The organism is Streptomyces sp. NPDC056580, assembly GCF_042793175.1.
Lineage (GTDB): Bacteria > Actinomycetota > Actinomycetes > Streptomycetales > Streptomycetaceae > Streptomyces.
Genome location: NZ_JBHTVE010000006.1, coordinates 26282 through 47273 on the forward strand (window position 1 = coordinate 26282; position 20992 = coordinate 47273).

15 protein-coding genes and 2 pseudogenes are annotated in these 20992 nt (G+C 73.4%); 8 read left to right on the plus strand and 9 right to left on the minus strand.

Annotation, left to right across the window (positions count from 1 at the left end):
- Positions 1 to 24 precede the first annotated feature (24 nt).
- Entirely contained in the window at positions 25 to 1197 is a 1173-nt protein-coding gene (locus ACFQ9Z_RS13920; protein WP_383017128.1) for a cytochrome P450, read from the minus strand.
- Between the two features lie 532 nt (positions 1198 to 1729).
- Between ACFQ9Z_RS13920 and ACFQ9Z_RS13925 the strand changes: the two genes are divergently transcribed.
- Positions 1730 to 5104, plus strand: coding sequence for a pyruvate carboxylase (locus ACFQ9Z_RS13925; RefSeq protein WP_383017131.1), 3375 nt, complete (start codon positions 1730 to 1732; stop codon positions 5102 to 5104).
- Between the two features lie 69 nt (positions 5105 to 5173).
- Here the strand turns inward: ACFQ9Z_RS13925 and ACFQ9Z_RS13930 are convergent, their stop codons facing one another.
- From ACFQ9Z_RS13930 to ACFQ9Z_RS13940, 3 genes and pseudogenes are all read right to left on the minus strand, one after another.
- The gene (locus ACFQ9Z_RS13930; protein WP_383015924.1) at positions 5174 to 5638 is read right to left on the minus strand and encodes a hypothetical protein; all 465 of its coding nucleotides are present in this window, start codon (positions 5636 to 5638) and stop codon (positions 5174 to 5176) included.
- Positions 5639 to 5779: 141 nt separating this feature from the next.
- Positions 5780 to 6996, minus strand: a pseudogene (locus ACFQ9Z_RS13935) (chitinase).
- 152 nt (positions 6997 to 7148) lie between these two features.
- Positions 7149 to 7577 carry a PaaI family thioesterase gene (locus ACFQ9Z_RS13940; protein WP_383015927.1) on the minus strand — a complete coding sequence of 143 codons (429 nt, stop codon included), beginning with the start codon at positions 7575 to 7577 and terminating at the stop codon, positions 7149 to 7151.
- A 296-nt stretch (positions 7578 to 7873) separates the two neighbouring features.
- On the opposite strand from ACFQ9Z_RS13940, the gene ACFQ9Z_RS13945 reads away from it, so the two are divergent.
- The 7 genes and pseudogenes from ACFQ9Z_RS13945 (at position 7874) to ACFQ9Z_RS13975 (ending at position 16303) form a co-directional block, all read left to right on the plus strand.
- Positions 7874 to 9049, plus strand: coding sequence for an FAD-dependent monooxygenase (locus ACFQ9Z_RS13945; RefSeq protein WP_383015930.1), 1176 nt, complete (start codon positions 7874 to 7876; stop codon positions 9047 to 9049).
- A gap of 82 nt (positions 9050 to 9131) precedes the next feature.
- Entirely contained in the window at positions 9132 to 9932 is an 801-nt protein-coding gene (locus tag ACFQ9Z_RS13950) for an inositol monophosphatase family protein (RefSeq protein WP_383017135.1), read from the plus strand.
- A gap of 150 nt (positions 9933 to 10082) precedes the next feature.
- Positions 10083 to 12623, plus strand: a complete 2541-nt coding sequence (locus ACFQ9Z_RS13955) for a discoidin domain-containing protein (RefSeq protein ID WP_383015933.1) — start codon at positions 10083 to 10085, stop codon at positions 12621 to 12623.
- 245 nt (positions 12624 to 12868) lie between these two features.
- Complete coding sequence (locus ACFQ9Z_RS13960; RefSeq protein WP_383015936.1) at positions 12869 to 13111, plus strand: hypothetical protein; 243 nt, start codon at positions 12869 to 12871, stop codon at positions 13109 to 13111.
- 24 nt (positions 13112 to 13135) lie between these two features.
- Positions 13136 to 13336, plus strand: a pseudogene (locus ACFQ9Z_RS13965) (ornithine decarboxylase); the annotation flags it as partial.
- Positions 13337 to 13755: 419 nt separating this feature from the next.
- Positions 13756 to 15963: a catalase gene (locus tag ACFQ9Z_RS13970; protein WP_383015939.1), complete on the plus strand. Its 2208-nt coding sequence runs from the start codon at positions 13756 to 13758 to the stop codon at positions 15961 to 15963.
- A gap of 103 nt (positions 15964 to 16066) precedes the next feature.
- The gene (locus ACFQ9Z_RS13975; protein ID WP_383015942.1) at positions 16067 to 16303 is read left to right on the plus strand and encodes a chaplin; all 237 of its coding nucleotides are present in this window, start codon (positions 16067 to 16069) and stop codon (positions 16301 to 16303) included.
- A 51-nt stretch (positions 16304 to 16354) separates the two neighbouring features.
- Here the strand turns inward: ACFQ9Z_RS13975 and ACFQ9Z_RS13980 are convergent, their stop codons facing one another.
- From ACFQ9Z_RS13980 to ACFQ9Z_RS14000, 5 genes are read right to left on the minus strand one after another with little or no spacing between them, the layout of a single operon-like run.
- Positions 16355 to 18034, minus strand: coding sequence for a PP2C family protein-serine/threonine phosphatase (locus ACFQ9Z_RS13980; protein ID WP_383015945.1), 1680 nt, complete (start codon positions 18032 to 18034; stop codon positions 16355 to 16357).
- Complete coding sequence (locus tag ACFQ9Z_RS13985; protein WP_383017138.1) at positions 18018 to 19076, minus strand: SpoIIE family protein phosphatase; 1059 nt, start codon at positions 19074 to 19076, stop codon at positions 18018 to 18020. Before ACFQ9Z_RS13985 ends, ACFQ9Z_RS13980 begins: the two co-directional genes overlap by 17 nt.
- Positions 19076 to 19522, minus strand: coding sequence for an ATP-binding protein (locus ACFQ9Z_RS13990; RefSeq protein WP_383015948.1), 447 nt, complete (start codon positions 19520 to 19522; stop codon positions 19076 to 19078). The genes ACFQ9Z_RS13985 and ACFQ9Z_RS13990 overlap by 1 nt, the downstream gene beginning before the upstream one ends.
- Entirely contained in the window at positions 19522 to 19899 is a 378-nt protein-coding gene (locus ACFQ9Z_RS13995; RefSeq protein ID WP_383015951.1) for an STAS domain-containing protein, read from the minus strand. The genes ACFQ9Z_RS13990 and ACFQ9Z_RS13995 overlap by 1 nt, the downstream gene beginning before the upstream one ends.
- On the minus strand, positions 19896 to 20792 hold the full coding sequence (locus ACFQ9Z_RS14000) for an STAS domain-containing protein (RefSeq protein ID WP_383015954.1): 897 nt from the start codon (positions 20790 to 20792) through the stop codon (positions 19896 to 19898). Before ACFQ9Z_RS14000 ends, ACFQ9Z_RS13995 begins: the two co-directional genes overlap by 4 nt.
- Positions 20793 to 20992 lie beyond the last annotated feature (200 nt).

Consider the following 20992-nt stretch of genomic DNA (forward strand, 5'->3'; position numbering starts at 1 on the left):
ACGCAAGCGCCGGGCGCCCAGGTGTCAGACGCCCAGCGGGACCGGCAGCTCGAACAGGTCGTTCTGCGTGACGACCGGCTTGTTGCGCGGCTCGGCCGCCGGGACGGCCAGGTCCAGGCCGGGGGAGCGGGCGTACAGCGCGGGCAGCGCCACCCCCGCCTCCAGCCGGGACAGCGCCGCCCCTGGGCACACGTGCGGGCCGTGCCCGAAGGAGATGTGCCGGTTCCCGCTCTCGCGGGTGATGTCGAACTCCCCGGCGTCCGGGCCGTGCGCCTTCTCGTCGCGGCCGATCGCGCCGTACGACACGATCAGCGCGTCACCGGCGGGGATCACCCGGTCGCCGACCGGGACGTCCTCGGTCGCGAAGCGGATCAGCACGTGCGAGGTCGGGGTGGACCAGCGCAGCGTCTCCTCGACCACCGCCGACCAGTCGGCCCCGCCGGACAGCACCAGGTCACGCTGCTCGGGGTGGGTGGAGAGGTTCACGACGGCGCTGACGATCAGCGAGATCGTGGTCTCGTGGCCCGCCGCCACCATCAGCTGGAGCGTGGAGACGATCTCCTGGTCGGTCAGGCGGTCACCGTCCTCCGAGGCGAGGACCAGCGCGCTGGTCAGGTCGTCGCCCGGCTCGGCCCGCTTGGCCGCGACCGTCTCGGCCATGATCTGCGCCAGTTCGGTGAGGGTCGCGCCGACCTCCTGCGGCGGGGTCTGGGTGGAGAAGAACTTCTCGAACAGCACCTTCAGCCGCGGCAGCCGCGCCTCGGGCAGGCCCATGAGGTCGGCGACGACGTACATGGGCAGCGGGTAGGCGAAGGCCGCCTTCAGGTCGACCGTCGAACCGTCCGCGGGCAGCGCGTCGAGCAGGTCCTGCGTGAGTTTCCCGATGCGCTCGCGCATCCGCTCCACGCGGCGCGGGGTGAGCGCCTGCGCGACCAGCGTGCGCAGCCGGCGGTGGTCGGCGCCGTCCACGGTGAGCATGGAGCGGCCCGGGTCGGCCAGGCCGATCAGCGGCCAGTCCGCGGGTATCTCGCCGCGCCGCCAGGCGCCCCACACCTCGATGTCCTTCACCAGACGCGGGTCGGTGAGCAGCGCCTTGGCCTCCGCGTGATGGGTGACTGCCCACACCGGGACGCCGCCCGGCAGTTCGACGGCGGCGAGCGGGCCGGCCGCGCGCAGTGCGGCGCTCTCGCCGGCCAGGTCGGAGACGAATGGGTCGGGCGATCCGCGGTGCTCCGGTACGGGTGCTCATCGTGACGTGCCTCCCAGGGGCGGGGTCAGGGGTGTCGCGCATGTCCGGGGGAGCCCCGGGGCCAGGCCGGCGAACGGACCGGCCGGGGGGACGCGGTGATCAGCGGGCGAGTACGGGAGTGAAGCGGACGGGCAGCCGGTTCAGTCCCCTGAGCCGGGGCGAGGGCCTCGCGGCAGGGAGGGGCAAGGGAGGGCAGGCGGAGACATCCGGGTGGGGGAGAGGAGACACTCGGGTGTGAACTGCCGGTCACTGTACGAGAGTTCGGGATCGAAGAGGAAAGAGTCCGTGTTCCTTCCGGGTACCGGGACGGTCACCGGCCTGGACCATCGACCGAGGGGGCCTGTGGTGTCGCCCACCTCGCCCGTGTGACGGTTCTCGCACGTCGAGACGTTTTGGCACCCCCTAATGTTGCCGCGACGTACGGCAGGGATGGCTGACACCATGGTGTTCGTCGCCGCCAGGCAGCTGAAGGGATCCAGGATGTTCCGCAAGGTGCTGGTCGCCAACCGTGGGGAGATCGCGATTCGCGCATTCCGCGCGGCTTACGAACTCGGTGCGCGCACGGTCGCCGTGTTCCCGCACGAGGACCGCAACTCACTGCACCGGCTGAAAGCCGACGAGGCCTACGAGATCGGTGAACCCGGACACCCCGTGCGGGCCTACCTCTCCGTCGAGGAGATCGTGGGCGCGGCCCGCCGGGCGGGCGCCGACGCCGTCTACCCCGGGTACGGCTTCCTGTCGGAGAACCCTGAGCTGGCCCGCGCCTGCGAGGAGGCGGGCATCACCTTCGTCGGGCCGAGCGCGCAGACGCTCGAACTGACCGGCAACAAGGCCCGCGCGGTCGCCGCCGCGCGCGCCGCCGGCGTACCCGTGCTGGGCTCCTCGGCGCCCTCCACCGACGTGGACGAACTGGTGCGCGCCGCCGAGGAGGTCGGCTTCCCCGTCTTCGTCAAGGCGGTGGCCGGCGGCGGCGGGCGCGGCATGCGCCGGGTGGAGGACCCCGCCCAGCTCCGCGAGTCCATCGAGGCCGCCTCGCGCGAGGCCGCGTCCGCCTTCGGCGACCCGACCGTCTTCCTGGAGAAGGCCGTCGTGGACCCGCGCCACATCGAGGTGCAGATCCTCGCCGACGGGGAGGGCGACGTCATCCACCTCTTCGAACGCGACTGCTCGCTCCAGCGCCGCCACCAGAAGGTCATCGAACTGGCGCCCGCGCCCAATCTCGACCCCGAACTGCGGGAGCGGATCTGCGGCGACGCGGTGCGCTTCGCCCGCGAGATCGGCTACCGCAACGCGGGCACCGTGGAGTTCCTGCTCGACCGCGACGGCAACCACGTCTTCATCGAGATGAACCCGCGCATCCAGGTCGAGCACACGGTCACCGAGGAGGTAACCGACGTCGACCTGGTCCAGGCCCAGCTCCGCATCGCCTCCGGCCAGACCCTCGCCGACCTCGGCCTCTCCCAGGACACCGTCACCCTGCGCGGCGCCGCCCTGCAGTGCCGCATCACCACCGAGGACCCGGCCAACGGCTTCCGCCCGGACACCGGCCGGATCAGCGCCTACCGCTCCCCGGGCGGCTCCGGCATCCGCCTGGACGGCGGAACCACCCACGCCGGTACCGAGATCAGCGCCCACTTCGACTCGATGCTGGTCAAACTCACCTGCCGGGGCCGGGACTTCCAGGCGGCCGTGGGACGCGCCCGGCGTGCCGTGGCGGAGTTCCGGATCCGCGGTGTGGCCACCAACATCCCGTTCCTGCAGGCGGTCCTGGACGACCCCGACTTCCAGGCGGGCCGGGTCACGACCTCCTTCATCGAGCAGCGCCCTCACCTGCTGACCTCCCGGCACTCCGCCGACCGCGGCACCAAGCTGCTCACCTACCTCGCCGACGTCACCGTCAACAAGCCGCACGGCGAGCGGCCCGAGCTGCTCGACCCGGTCACCAAGCTGCCCCCGCTGCCGGCCGGTGAGCCCGCGCCCGGCTCCCGGCAGCGGCTGGTCGAACTCGGTCCCGAGGGCTTCGCCCGGCACCTGCGCGAGTCGCCGACCATCGGAGTCACCGACACCACCTTCCGCGACGCCCACCAGTCGCTGCTGGCCACCCGGGTGCGCACCAAGGACCTTCTCGCCGTCGCCCCGGTCGTCGCCCGCACCCTGCCCGGGCTGCTGTCCCTGGAGTGCTGGGGCGGCGCCACCTACGACGTCGCGCTGCGCTTCCTCGCCGAGGACCCGTGGGAGCGGCTGGCCGCGCTGCGCGAGGCCGTGCCCAACATCTGCCTGCAGATGCTGCTGCGCGGCCGCAACACCGTCGGCTACACCCCGTACCCGACCGAGGTGACCGACGCCTTCGTGCAGGAGGCCGCCGCCACCGGCATCGACATCTTCCGCATCTTCGACGCGCTGAACGACGTGGGCCAGATGCGGCCCGCCATCGAGGCGGTGCGCGAGACCGGCACCGCCGTCGCCGAGGTCGCCCTCTGCTACACCGCCGACCTCAGCGACCCCGCCGAGCGGCTCTACACCCTCGACTACTACCTGCGGCTCGCCGAGCAGATCGTCGACGCCGGGGCGCACGTCCTGGCGATCAAGGACATGGCCGGACTGCTGCGCGCCCCGGCCGCCGCCAGGCTCGTCACCGCGCTGCGCCGCGAGTTCGACCTGCCCGTGCACCTGCACACGCACGACACGGCCGGCGGCCAGCTCGCCACCTACCTCGCCGCGATCCAGGCGGGGGCCGACGCCGTCGACGGCGCGGTGGCCTCGATGGCCGGCACCACCTCGCAGCCCTCGCTGTCGGCGCTCGTCGCGGCCACCGACCACTCCGACCGGCCCACCGGCCTGGACCTGGGCGCCGTCGGTGACCTGGAGCCGTACTGGGAGGGCGTCCGGAAGATCTACGCCCCGTTCGAGGCGGGTCTCGCCTCCCCGACCGGGCGGGTCTACCACCACGAGATCCCCGGCGGCCAGCTCTCCAACCTGCGTACGCAGGCCGTCGCCCTCGGACTCGGCGACCGCTTCGAGGACATCGAGGCGATGTACGCCGCCGCCGACCGGATCCTCGGCCGGCTGGTCAAGGTGACCCCGTCGTCCAAGGTGGTCGGCGACCTCGCGCTGCACCTGGTGGGCGCCGGGGTCTCGCCGGAGGACTTCGAGGCGACCCCGGACCGGTTCGACATCCCCGACTCGGTGATCGGCTTCCTCCGCGGTGAGCTGGGCACGCCGCCCGGCGGCTGGCCGGAACCCTTCCGGACCAAGGCCCTGCGGGGCCGCGGCGAGGCGAGGCCGGCGCCCGAGCTGTCCGCCGAGGACCGCGACGGCCTGGCCAAGGACCGCCGAGCGACCCTCAACCGGCTGCTGTTCCCCGGTCCGACCCGCGAGTTCGACGCGCACCGCCAGAGCTTCGGCGACACCAGCGTGCTGGACAGCAAGGCCTTCTTCTACGGTCTGCGCCCGGCCAAGGAGTACGCCGTCGACCTGGAGCCCGGTGTCCGGCTGCTGATCGAGCTGCAGGCGGTCGGCGAGGCCGACGAGCGGGGCATGCGCACCGTGATGTCCTCGCTCAACGGCCAGCTCCGGCCCATCCAGGTGCGGGACCGCGCGGCGGCCACCGACGTCCCGGTCACGGAGAAGGCCGACCGCGGGGACCCGGGTCATGTGGCGGCGCCGTTCGCCGGTGTGGTGACGCTCGCGGTGACGGAGGGCGACGAGGTGGCGGCCGGCGCCACCGTGGCCACCATCGAGGCTATGAAGATGGAGGCGACGATCACCGCGCCGAAGGCGGGCCGGGTGTCCCGGCTGGCCATCAACCGGATCCAGCAGGTGGAGGGCGGCGACCTGCTGGTGGAGATCGCGTGACACAAGCGTCCGCCCGCCGCGGCCGGCTGACCGGCCGCGGCGGGCGGGCGTGCGGACCGGCGGGCCCGGTCAGCTCCAGAGGGGGTAGGTCACGACCTGCTCGTAGCCCTGGGGCCGGGCGCCCTCGTAGGCGAGGGTCATCCGGGTGAACTGCCGGGCGCCCGGGTGCCCCTTCCACGGGGCCGGGCGGTCCAGCCGCACCGTCACCCGGTACGAGTGGAACCTGCCGGCCGCGCAGTACGGCTTGCAGTCGTTGACCGCGTTGAGCCCCTGGGCCACGGCCGCCCGGGAGCCCCACTTGCTCCACTGCAGACCCAGCAGACGGCTGTTGCCGTCACCGCACGCCAGGATGAAGTCGGCCGGGCGGACGTTGCGCTGGAAGGAGCAGTCGACCAGCACCGGCTCCGCGCGCCGGCCCTGGCCGGCCGGCGTGTCCTGCGGGGCCTTCGTGTCCGCGGAGGCCGTCGTCATGGCCGCCGTGAGCATGGCGCCCGCCGCGAGCGTGACCGCCGTTCCCACCAATGATCCGCGCATGGCCGCTCCCACTGTCGTTCCGTGTCCGACCGCGTGCACATCGACGCTACGACCGTACGCCCCGATGTACCAGTCGCGCAGGTCGCGCCGCGTGTCCGCGGTGCGGACGGGCCCCTGGGCGGCCCGGACGCGCCGAGCGGGTCAGCAGGCGCCCTCGTCCTGCCAGGGGCCCCACTCCGAGGCGCCGGGCACCTCGTTCTGGGTCCACCACTTGGCCTTCCAGTTGTGCTTGCCGTACGAGACCTCGTTGTCCTTGGTGTACACCGCCGTCGAGCTCCAGGCGGACTTGCAGGCGCCGCCCGGGGTCGGGGTCGGCGTGGGGGTGGGGGTGGGCGTCGTGGTGGGCGGGGTGGCGCCGGCGAACTTCACCGAGTACTTCGCGAAGTCCCAGGGGCTCTGCGCCACGCTCGAACAAGTGCCCGACGTGCGGCCGCCGTTGTCGGCCGGCGTGCACTGGCGGTCGCGGTTCAGGGACCAGAACGTGAACCGGTCCATGTGGTGGCTGGTGGCGTAGTCCAGCACGGTCTGGAAGTCGGCCTGGCTGAAGTACTCGCCGGTGTCGCTGCGGCCGTTCATGCCGGAGAAGCCCTCGTGGGCGTAGGCCGTCGCCTGGTCCCAGCCGAAGGTCGACTGCAGGACCGAGTTGAAGTTGGTCAGCGCCGTGGTCTGGCTCGCCGCCCCGTTGAAGCCGCCGTCGAACGGCATGATCGAGAAGTTGTTCGGGGTGAAGCCCTGGGACTTGGCCTCCAGCAGCATCTGCTTGCCGAACCAGCCGGTGCCGTCCGCAGTGCCGGCGGTGGTCACGGAGACGTACAGGCCCGGGTTGTTCTGCTGGAGGATCTTCGCGGCGCCGATCTCGTTCCTGATCGCGGCGCCGTTCTCGTACTCCGGTTCCTCGAGGTCGAAGTCGATGGCGTGCAGGCCGTACTTGGTGACGACCTGCTGGTAGGCGGCGGCCGTGGCGGCCGGGTCCGCGCACGCCTGTCCGAGCTTGGTGCCGCCGTAGCCGCCGATGGAGACGGACACGTCGCCGCCCTTGGCGCGGATGGTGCTGATCACCGACTGGACGGCCGTGTCGGAGGAGACGGGGGACGTGCCGCCCCAGTGGGGGAGCAGCCGCCGCCGTTCGGGGCGAGGACGAAGGCGAGCTGGAAGGCCTTGAGGCCGGTGGCGTCCATGATGTCGGCCGCGTTCGGCGGGTCGTTGTCCAGCGGCATCAGATAGGGGGCGGCGGCGTACCACCGGTCGCTCAGCGCGGAGGTGGCGCCCGAGGCGCTGGTGGTGACGAGGGCGGTGGTGCCGGCGGCGGCCAGCGCGACGGCGGCCGCCGCGCCCAGACATGCGCGAACAGGTCTCATCTGCGAGCTCCAGGGGGTGGGGGAGGGAGTTGCCCGGCGGAAGGTCGCCCCAGCCTCCGGGAGTTGTTGCGGTCACGTCAATATGTTGGTCTAGTCCAAAGGGGTCTTTGGACTAGACCATACGAGTTCTTTACTTCAGGTGCCGGTGGCCCTCAGGCCCCGCTCCCGCGCAGCACGATCTGGGTCTGCGTGGTCTGGCCGACCAGCCGGTCCCGGTCGTCGCGCAGATCCGTCTGCACCACCAGCAGGGTTCCGCCGGCATGGAGCGGACGGGCCGTCGCGAGGACCTGCCCGGCGGTGACGGCCCGCAGGAAGTTGGTCTTGGACTCCACCGTCGAGGTCCCGGCGGCGCCCGCCGGCAGGTTCAGGTAGGCGCACACTGCGCCGACGCTGTCCGCGAGGGCCATCAGCGCGCCGCCGTGCAGCGCGCCGCCCGCCGTGCAGACCTCCGGCGACCAGGCCAGGCTGCCGACGGCGCGGTCGGCCGTGGCCTCGCGCAGCTCGATGCCCAGGCGGGCCGCGAACGGCATGGCGGCCAGCAGGTCGGCGGGCCGGGGAGCGGCCGGCTCGGACAGGGACATGGGGTACCGCCTCTCATCGGTCGCGTGCCGTTCAGCACGCCGATCAGGCAGTGTGCCAGCGGCGCCCGGCGCCGGCCGGACCGATGGCCGCCGTCGCCCCGGCCGGTCGCGGGCCGGACCGACGTCACCGGGCGGGTATGCCGAGGCCGGGCCCGAGCGGACGGCGCCGGGCGGTGCGCCGCCGTCCGGCCCGGCCCGTGGCCGATTCCGCACGCCCGTGCCGGAGGGGCCACCGCCCGGGCCCCCTAAGCTGTGCCACCCGTCGGGCACGCGAACGGAAACGGTGGGTGGTACCGGTGGCACGCATTCTGGTGATCGGCGGCGGCATCGCCGGCACGGCGGCCGCGCTGGGCCTGCGCAAGGCCGGACACGACGCGGCCGTCTTCGAGGCCCACCCCGACACCGCCGAGGACATCGGCGCCTTCCTCACCCTCGCCGCCAACGGCATGCGCGCCCTGGCCCAGATCGACGCCACGGACGCCGTCACCGCCATCGGTTTCCCGCTGACCTCCCTGCGCCTGCTGGACGACCGGGGCGGCGAGGTGGCGCGCGCCCCGCTCGCCGGCGCGGACGATCCCGCCCTGCGGTACCGCTGCCTGCGCCGCGGCGAACTGAACGCGGCCCTGCAGGCCGAGGCGGTCCGCCGTGGCACACCCCTGCGCCACGGCGCCCGCCTGGTCGCCGTGGACGACGGCGCCGACGCGGTGACCGCGCGTTTCTCCGACGGCACCAGCGCCACCGCGGACCTGCTGATCGGCGCCGACGGCCTGAACTCGGCCGTGCGCCGGCTCGTCGTGGCGCCCGCCGCCCGTCCCCGGTACGCAGGCCAGCGGGTGTACTACGGCTACACGGACACGGCACCCGCGCCGGGGGAGACCGGCGCCATCACCATGGTGCGCGGCAGCGCGGCCGCGTTCGGCTACGCGGTCTCGCCGGCGGGGGAGACGTACTGGTTCGCCCGTGTCGCCGCAGGCCCCCGCCCCGCCGGCGGGGAGCCGGACCCCACGCCCGCCGGGCTGCGCGGTGAACTGCTGCCGCTGCTGCGCGAGGACGCCACGCCCGCCGGGGACATCGTCGCGGCCGGTGACGGCAGCGTCATGGCCACCGACGCCACCGAGCTGCCGCTGGGCACCCCCTGGCAAGCGGGCCGTGTCCTGCTCGTCGGCGACGCGGCGCACGCGGCCTCGCCCGCCACCGGTCAGGGCGCCTCGATGGCGCTGGAGGACGCCGTCGTCCTCGCCAAGGCCCTGCGCGACCTTCCGGACCAGCGGACCGCTCTCACCGTGTACGAGCATCACCGCCGCCCACGCGCGGAGCACAACATCACCGTCAGCGGCGCCATCTCGCGCGGCGCCCGCACCCCGGCGCGCGACGCCTCCGCGGCCCCCGGCGCACCCCGCGAGGACGACGCGCTGAACCGCCTGCTGGACTGGGACACCCCGCTGCCCGGCCTTCCCCGCACCGAGCGCTGAAGTCCGGCCCGCGCCGGCCAACCGACCGTGGCCGAGGGGGAGTTCGATGCACGACCGCGCGGGCTATCCTTCCCCCGTGGACATGATCGACCCGGAGTCGGACGCCCACCTCGCCCGCCGGGCGGCACAGGCGGGAGCCGCCGTGGTCCGCGAGATGTACGGCGGGCGGCTGGACCGCGTGGAGAAGTCCGCCGGCGACTTCGCGACGACGGCCGACCTCGCGGCCGAGAGGACCATCCTGGACGTGCTGCGCGCCGCCCGGCCCGGCGACGCCGTCACGGGCGAGGAGAGCGGCAGCAGCGGCGCCGCGGACACCCCGCGCCGCTGGCTGGTCGACCCGCTGTGCGGCACCCTCAACTACGCCGTGCGGAACATGCTGGTCGGGGTGAACGTGGCCCTGCGGGAGGGCGACGCGATCACCGCGGCCGCGACGGCCGACCCGTTCGGCGGCGAGATGTTCTGGACCGACGGGCACCGCGCCCTGGTCCACCGGGACGGTGCGGACGAGGAGCCGGCTCCCTCGCCGGAGTCCCGGCTGGTCGACGTGAACCTCGATCCGCCGTTCCCCAACGCCCCCGGCTTCCAGGCGGTCCGGCTCCTGGCCGACCCCGGCTTCGGCCGGCTGTTCCGGCCCCGGGTGGTCTCCACCACCCTCGCGGTCGCCTGGGTCGCCGCCGGCCGCCGGGCCGCGTACGTCACCGACGGCGACCTGCGCGACAGCGTGCACTTCGCCGCCGGCATCGCCCTGTGCCGGGCGGCCGGCTGCACGGTCACGGGCATCCACGGCCAGCCACTGCACACGGGCGCGGGCGGACTGATCGCGGCCGCCGACGCCGCTACCCACGCCGCGCTGCTGGAGATGGTCAAGAACCAGACGGACTAGTGGAGTTGGCGCGCGGCCCCGCCAGGTCGCGCGTATTTCAGGTTTTCACTTCCGAAGGCTTGCCGCCCGCTTGGCTCATCACTTAAATCAAAACATGAACTAAGCCATGGGGTCAGTTTCCTGACCTCCGCAGCCGCATGGAGCCACCACATGAGACTGAGATCCCTGGGCATCGCGCTGGCCGCCACGGCCGCGCTGATCGCCCTGCCCACCACCCACCCGCCGGCCGTCGCGGCCGAGACCCCCTTGTCCCAGGGGAAGACGGCCACGGCGTCCTCCGAGGAGAACGCGGGCACCGCCGCCGCCAAGGGCGTCGACGGCGACACCGGCACCCGCTGGTCCTCGGCCGCCACCGACGACCAGTGGTTCCAGGTCGACCTCGGCGCCACCGCCACGGTCAGCCAGGTCGTCCTCAACTGGGAGGCCGCATACGGCAAGGACTACAAGGTCCAGATATCCAAGGACGGCGGCACCTGGACCGACCTGAAGTCCGTGACCGGCTCCGACGGCGGCGTCGACACGCTCGACGTCTCCGGCCAGGGCCGCTACGTGCGCATGCTCGGCGTGCACCGGGCCACCCAATGGGGCTACTCCCTGTGGGAGTTCCAGGTCTACGGCACGGCGGGCGGCAGCCAGTCCGCCTGCGGCACCGCCAACGCCGCCCAGGGCAGGCCCGCCACCGCGTCCTCCACGGAGAACGCCGGCACCCCCGCCTCCGCCGCATTCGACGGCGACACCGGAACCCGCTGGTCCAGCCAGGCCGCCGACCCGCAGTGGCTGCGGGTCGACCTCGGCTCGGTCCAGGACCTGTGCCGGATCGACCTCAACTGGGAAGCGGCGTACGGCAAGGACTTCCAGCTCCAGGCCTCCGCCGACGGCCAGACCTGGAGCACCCTGAAGAGCGTGACCGGCGCGAGCGGCGGCACCGCCTCCTACGACGTCAGCGGCACCGGCCGCTACGTCCGGGTCTACGGCACCGCCCGCGGCACCGGCTATGGCTACTCCCTGTGGGAGGTCGCCGTGCACACCGGCTCCACCGGTGTGCCGCCGGTCCAGGGCGGCGGCGACCTCGGTCCGAACGTCATCGTCGTCGACCCCTCCACACCGAACCTCCAGCAGAAGTTCGACGACGTCTTCAGACAGCAGGAGTCCAGCCAGTTCGGCACCGGGCGCTACCAGTTCCTGCTGAAGCCGGGCACCTACAACGGCATCAACGCCCAGATCGGCTTCTACACCTCGATCTCCGGGCTCGGCATGAACCCCGACGACACCCAGATCAACGGTGACGTGACCGTCGACGCGGGCTGGTTCAACGGCAACGCCACGCAGAACTTCTGGCGTTCGGCGGAGAACCTCGCCATCAGGCCGTCCAACGGCACCGACCGCTGGGCGGTCGCCCAGGCCGCCCCGTTCCGCCGCATCCACGTCCAGGGCGGCCTCAACCTCGCCCCCAACGGCTACGGCTGGGCCTCCGGCGGCTACATCGCCGACTCGAAGATCGACGGCACCGTCGGCCCGTACTCCCAGCAGCAGTGGTACACCCGCGACAGCTCGGTCGGCGGCTGGACCAACGGCGTGTGGAACATGACCTTCTCCGGCGTCCAGGGCGCGCCGGCGACCAACTTCGACAGCGGCCCGTACACCACCCTGGACAGCACGCCGGTCTCCCGCGAGAAGCCCTTCCTCTACCTGGACGGCTCCGCCTACAAGGTGTTCGTCCCGGCCAAGCGGACCAACGCACGGGGCGTCTCCTGGCCGGCGAACGCGGGCACGTCCCTGCCGCTGGACCAGTTCTACGTCGTCAAGCCCGGCGCCACCGCGGCCACCATCAACCAGGCCCTCGCCCAGGGCCTCAACCTCCTGTTCACACCGGGCGTCTACCACCTCGACCGCACCATCGACGTCACCCGCGCCAACACCGTGGTCCTCGGCCTCGGCCTCGCCACCCTGGTCCCGGACAACGGCGTCGACGCCGTGCACGTCGCCGACGTCGACGGGGTGAGACTCGCCGGGTTCCTCATCGACGCGGGGACCGCCAACTCCGACACGCTGCTGCGGATCGGCGACCCCGGCTCGTCCGCCGACCACTCGGCCAACCCGACCACCATGCAGGACGTCTTCGTGCGGATCGGCGGCGCCGGACCCGGCCTCGCCACCAACTCCGTGGTCGTCAACAGCAACAACGTCGTCATCGACCACACCTGGCTCTGGCGCGCCGACCACGGCAGCGGCGTCGGCTGGAACACCAACCGCGCCGACTACGGCCTGCGCGTCAACGGCAACGACGTCCTCGCCACCGGCCTGTTCGTCGAGCACTTCAACAAGTACGACGTCTACTGGAGCGGCGAACGCGGCCGCACGATCTTCTTCCAGAACGAGAAGGCGTACGACGCCCCGAACGCCGCCGCCATCACCCACGACGGCATCGTCGGCTACGCGGCCTACAAGGTCGCCGACTCGGTCACCACGCACGAGGCGTGGGGTCTGGGCAGCTACTGCAACTTCACGGCCGATCCCACGATCGTCCAGGCGCACGGCTTCCAGGTCCCGACCGGCCCGGGGATCAGGATGCACGACCTGCTGGTGATCTCCCTCGGCGGCAAGGGCCAGTACGCCCATGTCGTCAACAGCACGGGCGCCCCCACCTCCGGGACGGACACCGTCCCGTCCAAGGTGACCTCGTTCCCGTGACGCACGCCCCGCTCCCGCGCGTCCGCCGGACGCGCGGGAGCGCCCTCACTCCCCGGCCGGCGCCGGCCGGGGAGCGCGCCGGCAGGTGTCCGAGTACAGGGAGGCCAAGCGGCCCGGGTGGTGGAAACCCCAGCGGGCGGCGATCTCCGTGACCGTGCCCCGCCGGCCGGATCGGCGGCGAGCAGGTCGTGGTGGGCGTGCGCGAGCCGCACCCGGCGCAGCTGGGCCAGCGGAGTGGTGTCCAGATGACGGCGGAAGGTGTACCGCAGGGTCCGCACGGTGATCCGCGCCGCCCCCGCGATGTCCGCCACGGTGACCGGCTCGCCCGCGTGGCCTCGATCGCCCACGCCGACGACGACGCCGAGAAGATCCTGCTCGACGCGGTGCGCTCCCTGGTGAACGGTGCCGACTCGATCGAACGGCAGCCCCCGGTCCACCTGCCGGACCCCCGCGCCCTCGAACCGGAGCAGGCAGTCCTGCCCCGCTAGGCCTTCTTCGGCCCCACCGAGCAGGTTCCGGCCGACAGGGCCGTCGGCCGGATCTCCGCCGAGACGATCAGCCCCTACCCGCCGGGCGTCCCGGTCGTGGCGCCGGGCGAGGTGATCACGGAGCCGGTCGTCGACTACCTGCGCAGCGGCGTCGAGCACGGTTTCCTGATCTCCGACGCTGCCGATCCCTCGGTGCGGTCCTTCCGCGTGGTCGCCCGCCCGTGACCGGCGCGAGCCGAACTGCGCGGCCCAGGCGCAGCGCCTAGGGTGGCGAGTGCGGACGGCCGCGTGCCGGTCCGCTCGCGGGTCAAGAAACGGCCCTCCTCCGAACCCGCTTTCGGCTGGGAGTGGTTGACCCCGCCCGACGGTCCCCGGGTCCGGGCGCGTATGTCCGAAGGTCCGGGCGCGCGGACGACGCGCCGCGTCTCCGGCCCGACTTCACCCCACGGGACAGGCCGTACGGCCCCCGGTTTCGGACGCCCCGGCCTGGGGACCTCGGTGTGAGGGTCCGAACCGGACCCCCGAGCCCTGTGCCCGCCCACCGCCGCGTCCCGCTCCGGGCCGGCGCGGGCCGCCGTGCGCAGAACATGCCGGACTCCCGTGCCGGGCGTGGCCTCCACATGACCAGCGAAGGAATGGTAGCGATGAGCGAGAGCATCCCCGGTAAGCCGGCCCCCGAGTCGCCGTCGGTCGCCGAACCGGCCCACCCCCGCGAGCCGCTGCCCCCCAAGCCCGACCAGAGCGGCCCGGACACCGTCTCGCCGACCGGTCAGCCCACCGGCGCCGACCAGGCCCGGATGGCGCAGAGCGGCAGCTACCTCACCAACGCCCAGGGCACCCGGCTGTACGACACCGACCACTCGCTGAAGGCCGGTCCCCGCGGCCCGGTGCTCCTGCAGGACCACCACCTGCGGGAGAAGGTGATGCATTTCGACCACGAGCGCATCCCGGAGCGCGTGGTCCACGCCCGGGGGGCCGGAGTCCACGGGGTGTTCCGCAGCTACGGCACGGCGGCCACCGTGACGAAGGCGGCGTTCCTGGCCGAGGACGTCGAGACACCGGTCTTCGTGCGCTTCTCCACCGTCCTGGGCTCCCGCGGCTCCTCCGACACGGTCCGCGACACCCGGGGCTTCGCGACCAAGTTCTACACCAGCGAGGGCGTCTTCGACCTGGTCGGCAACAACATCCCGGTGTTCTTCATCCAGGACGCCATCAAGTTCCCCGACGTCATCCACGCCGGCAAGCCGCACCCCGACCGGGAGATCCCGCAGGCGCAGAGCGCCCACGACACCTTCTGGGACTTCGTCACCCTGCACACCGAGGCCACCCACCACACGCTGTGGAACATGTCCGACCGCGGCATCCCGCGCTCGTACCGCACGATGGAGGGCTTCGGCGTCCACACCTTCCGCCTGGTCGACGCCGCCGGCGGGACGACCCTGGTGAAGTTCCACTGGAAGCCCAAGCTGGGCGTGCACTCCCTGGTGTGGGAGGAGGCGCAGATCATCAACGGCGTGGACCCGGACTTCCACCGCCGCGACCTCTACGACGCCATCGAGGCGGGCGCCTACCCGGAGTGGGAGTTCGGCATCCAGACCTTCCCCGACACCCCCGACCAGACCTTCGAGGGCATCGACCTGCTGGACCCCACCAACATCGTCCCCGAGGAACTCGCCCCCGTGCAGCCCATCGGACTGCTCACCCTCAACCGCAACCCCTCGAACTACTTCGCCGAGACCGAGCAGGTCGCCTTCCACGTCGGCCACCTCGTCCCCGGCATCGACGTCACCGACGACCCGCTGCTCGCCGGCCGGCTCTTCTCCTACCTGGACACCCAGATCACCCGTCTGGGCGGCCCGAACTTCCCCCAGCTGCCCATCAACCGGCCGCAGGCCCCCGTCAACGACATGCTGCGCGACGGCATGCACCAGACGGCCGTTCACCGGGGCGTCGCCCCCTACCGGCCCAACTCCCTCGACGGAGGCTGCCCGTTCACCGCCGGCGCCGACACGGGCGCGTTCATCGAGACGCCCGTACGCGTGCCCGAGGGGACCAAGGTCCGTGAGGCGCCCGAGTCGTTCGACGACCACTTCAGCCAGCCCCGCCGGTTCTGGCTCAGCATGAGCCCGGTGGAGCGCGAGCACATCATCCACGCCTACACCTTCGAGCTCGGCAAGTGCTACGAACAGGCCATCAGGGAGCGGGCGTTGCAGGTCCTCGCCAACATCGACCCGGAGCTGTGCACGGCTGTCGCCGCGGGCCTCGGGCTGCCCGCACCCGAGCCCACCGTGCCGCTCGCGGACGTCGAACCGAGCCCCGCCCTCTCCCAGGTCGGCCTCACCTGGCCCAGCGACGGCCGGATCATCGGCATCGTCACCGGCCCCGACGGCGACCTCGACGGGGTCCGGGAGGTGCGCCAGGAAGTGCTCGACAGCGGCATGGTCCCGCTGATCGTGGCGCCGAACGGCGGCACCCTCGACGAGGGCGCGGACGCCCTCACGGTCCAGCGGACGTACGCCACCGCGCGCTCGGTGGAGTTCGACGCCCTCCTGGTGGCCGGGACCCCCGGGGTCGGCGTCGACGCCTTCGGCGCCCGGGACGCCAAGGCCGGCCTGCCCGCGCCCGTGCAGGGCACACCCGATCCCCGGGTGGGGCTGCTGCTGGCGGAGGCGTACCGGCACGGCAAGGCCATCGGCGCGGCCAAGGGCGGCGAGAGCGCGCTCGAAGCGGCCGGTATCCCGCTCGACGCGCCCGGCGTGGTCACCGGTGACGGCGCCACCGCCGTGCTGCAGCAGCTCAACGGCCTGCTCGGCGCCCACCGGGTCTGGGAACGCTTCCCCGCCGCCGCCTGAGCCGCGCCGGTCCCCCAACGGCGTAACCCGACGGGCGACCGCCGCGCGCAGCCGGTGTGATGAGAGAGTCCCTACGTCAACCAGTGAGGCAACACACATGCGTATGCGCAGCTTTGCCACGGCGGCGGTACTCGCGGGCTCTCTCGCCCTGGCCGGTACGACGGCCGCCCACGCGGCCGACCCGGACCCGACGACCGGCACCGCCGTCAACAGCCCGGGCGTGCTCTCCGGCAACGTCACGCAGGTCCCGGTCGACCTCGGCCTCAACCTGTGCGGCGACAGCGTCGACGTCATCGGCCTGCTGAACCCGGGCGGCGCGAGCACCTGCACCGCGCACTGACACGGCCGCGTGCGCCGGCCCCCGGGCAACAGGGGGCCGGCGCACCGCTGTTCAGGCCGGAGAGGTGCGGCAGAGCAGCAGACAGACGTCGTCGTCGTGCTCGGAGTCGTGCAGCATCGGCTTCAGCAGCGACTCGGCCGCCGCGTCCAGGTCCTCCAGCTCCGCCGCGCCCAGCGCCTCCAGGGCCCGGCCCAGCCGCTCGATGCCCGCGTCGATCCCGGCCGCCCGCCGCTCCACCAGGCCGTCCGTGTACAGGGCCAGCGTCGACCCGGGCGGCAGCCGCACGGTGTGCTCCTCGTACTCGTACGCCAGCGGCACGCCCAGCATGATCCCCGGCTTGAGGTCGAGGACGCGCACCCTGCCGCCGGGATCGCGCGTGATGGCCGGCGGGTGCCCGGCCGCCGCCCACACCACGGCCGGGTCGCCCGGGGTGAAGCGGGCGACGGCACAGGTCGCGTAGAGCTCCGGCTGCTGGTGGCGGAGCATCCGGTGCAGCAGCGTGAGGATGCGGCCCGGGCCGTTGCCCTCGACGGCGTACGCCCGCAGCGCGGTGCGCAGTTGACCCATGATCACCGCCGCGCGCAGTCCGTGCCCCGTGACATCACCTATCACCGCGAGCACACTGCCGTCGGGCTGCGGGAAGGCGTCGTACCAGTCCCCGCCGATGTTCAGGCCGCGGGTCGCGGGCAGGTAGCGCGCCGCCAGCGACAGCCCCGGCACCTCGGGCAGGTCGGTGAGCTGGGCGCGCTGCAGCGCCTCGGCGACGTCCCGGTGCTGCTCGTACTGGCGGGCGTTGTCCAGGGCGATGCCCGCCCGCCGGCCCAGCTCCAGCAGCATCACGGTGACGTCCGGGTCGAACCGTTCACCCGGCGCTGTCAGCGTCAGCACGCCCTGGACCGTGCGCGCGCCGAGCGGGATGCACAGCAGCGGCCGGTCGGGGGAGAGGGGGGAGGGGGGCTGGTCCTCGACGCCGGGCAGCTCGCCCGGGTGCCGCGCCGCGTGCTGCGGACGGCCGGTGCGGGCCGCGGTGAGGGCCGCCCGGTCGCCCGACGGGGTCCGCTCCTCGTCGGCGAGCCAGATGTCGACCTCGGCCGCGTACTCCGGCACGAGCAGATCGGGCAGCCTGCGCAGGATGTCGTCGTGTTCGAGGGAGGCGTTCAGGGCGGCGCTCGCGTTCGCCAGGAAGGTCAGCAGCCGCCGGGCGTTCTCGGCCGCGGCACGTGCCGCCCGCTCGGCGTCCAGCAGTTCGTGCTGCGCCAGCGCGGCCGCCTCCAGCTCGGCGTGCAGCGCCAGCACCCCCTGGTTGGTCTGGTGCAGCTCCTCGCGGTGGAAACCGACCAGCTCCTCCGTCTCCGCGAGGCTCTCCAGCACGGCGTCCGCGTCGGCGTCGGCGTCCAGCAGTGCCTCCGCGAGCCCGGCGCCGTCCAGTCCGGCGGGCGAGGGCAGCGGTGACGTGATGGGGCGGGGGCAGGTCAGGGCGTGCCGCCAGGCCCCGGGCCGGCCCGGCTGCCGTAGCGTGACGTGCAACTGCCCGTCGGCGTCGGCGCGGACGGCGACCTCGGCGCCGCCCTCGCCCACACAGCGGCGCAGCCGCGCGGTGAACGCGGTCAGGAACCGGGCGCGGTCGAGCGCGGGCAGGCCGGCGTCGGCCGTGAGCCGCGCGAGCACGGCCCGGGCGCGGGCGGCGTCGGCGGTCGAGGCGACGGTCCAGAGGTCACGGGCGGCTGTCATGGGAGCTGGTCCGGCGGTCGGGGGCCAGTACGGCCACACTGGTGTCGTCGCGTACGGGGCGGGCGGGGCTGCTCGCGTCGCGCAGGATCGTCGCGGCCAGCACCGACGGGTCACGGGCGAGCAGACCGGGGTCGTCGGGCGGCGACCAGCGGCTCGGCAGCCCGTCGCTGTGCAGGACGAGCAGGCTGTCCGGGTCCCAGGGCGCCCTCCGCAGCGGCACCTGCGCCGGGAAGTACGCCCCGACGATGCCCGGATGGGAGACCAGGGAGGTCCAGACACCCCCCGTGCGCAGCCGGGCGCCGGCGTTGCCCACCCCGGCGAAACGCAGCTCCCGGCGCTCGGTGTCCACCTGTGCCACCGCGACGGCCGCGCCCCGGGTGCGCCGCAGCGCGGCGTGCAGCCGCTTCAGCATCTCCACCGGCGGCAGCTGCGCGCTCCCGCGCAGCTCGTCGACCGCGGCGGTGGAGGCGTGCGCCGCGTTGGCGCCGTGACCGAGACCGTCGGCCAGCAGCAGCGTCAGCAGGGAACCGGAGCGTGCCCAGCCCCAGCCGTCCCCGGAGTGCTCCGCCTGGTCGAGCGCGACGGTGATCCCGCCCACCGGCGCCTCGTGCGCGGGCGCGCCGGTGCGGTCGGCCTCCCGGTCGACACGCGCCGACGCCACCGTGCCGCGGCCCCGGGCGGTGTGCAGGTGGAAGGCGTTCGCGAGCCGGCGGCAACTGCCCAGGCCCGCGCCGAGGGAGCCCTCGGCGGTACTGAAGCCGTCCCGCAGGGCCGTGCCGACGTCGGCGATGCCCGGCCCCTGGTCGAGCGAGCACAGTTGCACCGACGGCGCGCCGTCGGCCGGCCCGGTCACCAGGTTCAGCACCATGCGGCCGCCGCCGGCGTGCTTGATCAGGTTGGTGGCCAGCTCGGTGGCGACCAGCGCGGCCGCCGCGGTGCGCTCCTGACCGAGGCCCGCGGCGGAGCTCGCGGCCTCGGCCGCGACCCGAACGTCCCGCACCCGTGTCGAGTCGTGCACCGGGATCTCCCACACCCGGGTCATCAGGCCCCCGTCCTGGACGGCGGCACCGGGCTGACCCACGCGACGGCCGTGACCGTGGTGCCCCGGCCGGGCTCGGTGTCCACCTCGAACTCCTGGACGAGCCGTCTTGCGCCGCTCAGCCCAAGACCGAGTCCGCCGCCGGAGGTGTAGCCGTCCGTCATCGCCAGCTCCAGGTCCCGGATGCCCGGGCCCTCGTCGGTGAAGCGCATCCGCAGCCCGCGGACGCCGCCGCGGTCCAGCGGGGTGATCTCCGCCCCGCCGCCGCCGCCGTGCACCAGCGTGTTGCGGGCCAGCTCACTGGCCGCGGTGACCAGCTTGGTCTGCTGCACCAGGCCGAAGCCGAGCTGCGCCGCGTACTGCCGCACCTGCTGCCGGACGTAGGCCAGGTCCCCGTCCGAGCCGATGGGCAGGCGGGTCGCGCAGGCGTGGCCGGGCGACGCCGGCATCACTCCTCCTCCGGCGACAGCAGTTCCATGGCGCGGTCGACGTCGAGAGCCGTGATCAGACCGGGCAGCGTGAGCCCCAGTTCGACCAGGGTGATCGCCACCGCCGGCCGCATGCCCGCCAGCACCGTACGGGCCGCGAGCAGCCGGGCCGTCGAGGCGATCTCCGCGAGCACCCGGCCGAGGAAGGAGTCCACGATGTCGACGCCGGAGATGTCGAGCACCACGCCCGTCACCCTGCTGGTGGCGACGCGGCTGGAGATGTCGTGCTGAAGCTGCTCCGCCAGGCCGTCGTGCAGCTCGCCCTGCAACGAGACGAGAAGTATGTCGCCGAGCGCCAGCACGGGCACCTGGGTCCGAGCGGGAAAGGGCCGGCTCACCGCGCGGCCGCCGCGGCGTCGGCGCGGGCGGAGACCTCGATGCCCTGCCGGCCGAGCGCGTAGGCGAGCGCGTCGGCCAGCGAGGCGCGGGTGACCACCGACCCGAGGTCGATGCCGAGCTGCACGATCGTCTGCGCGATGGCCGGCCGGATGCCGGAGACGATGCACTCCGCCCCCATCAGCCGTGCGGCGGCCACCGTCTTCATCAGGTGCTGCGCGACCAGCGAGTCGACCGTGGGCACACCGGTGATGTCCAGGATCGCGTACCTGGCCCGTTCCTCGACGATCGCCTCCAGCAGCGACTCCATGACCACCTGGCTGCGCGCGCTGTCCAGGGTGCCGATCAGCGGCACGGCGACGGTGCCCTCCCAGAGCTGGATCACCGGCGTGGCCACTTCGAGGAGCTGCTGGCGCTGCCGGTGGATCAGGTCCTCACCCGCGTGCAGCGCCGTCTCCATCACCACAAGACGAAGGGTACCCATGATCAGGGTCAGGGCGAGCACCGCTGCCTGGGCCTCCGGGCCGGCCGGGTCCGGGAACTCCCCGCGCAGCAGCTCGACCGCCGGACCGCGCAAGGAGGCCACCTCGCCGGAGATCTGCGCCGGGCTGGACCCGGTGCGGGCGCGGGTGGCGGCCATCCGGCCCAGCTGCTCGCGCACCGTACCGAAGCCGGGGGCGTCGACGTCCTCGGGGCGGCCGCTCATCGCCACGTCCGACAGCGCGTCCAGCACGGCCTTGCACGCCTCGACCGCCTCGTCGCGGGAGACGGTGAACACCGAGCGGAACAAGGGGGCGTCCGCCCAGCGCTGTGCGATCTGCTCCCGGCGCCGCTCCAGAAAGGCGCTCACCACACGAGACGCCGACTCGGCCGCATCCTGCTCCGGCACGTACATCCTCTCCCTTCCGCACAGCCCGCTTCCACCCCGTCCGGCCGGTCCCGGGCCGATGGCCTGCGTACGGCGGACGGCCGGGATCCGCGCCGCCGACCGGCACAAACCCCGGACGGCCCGGCGGCCGAAGCCGCCGGGCCGGTGTCGGAGGGCCGTCTACCCAGGATCAGGGAGACCTCTCCTCACTGTTAGGCACGTCACTC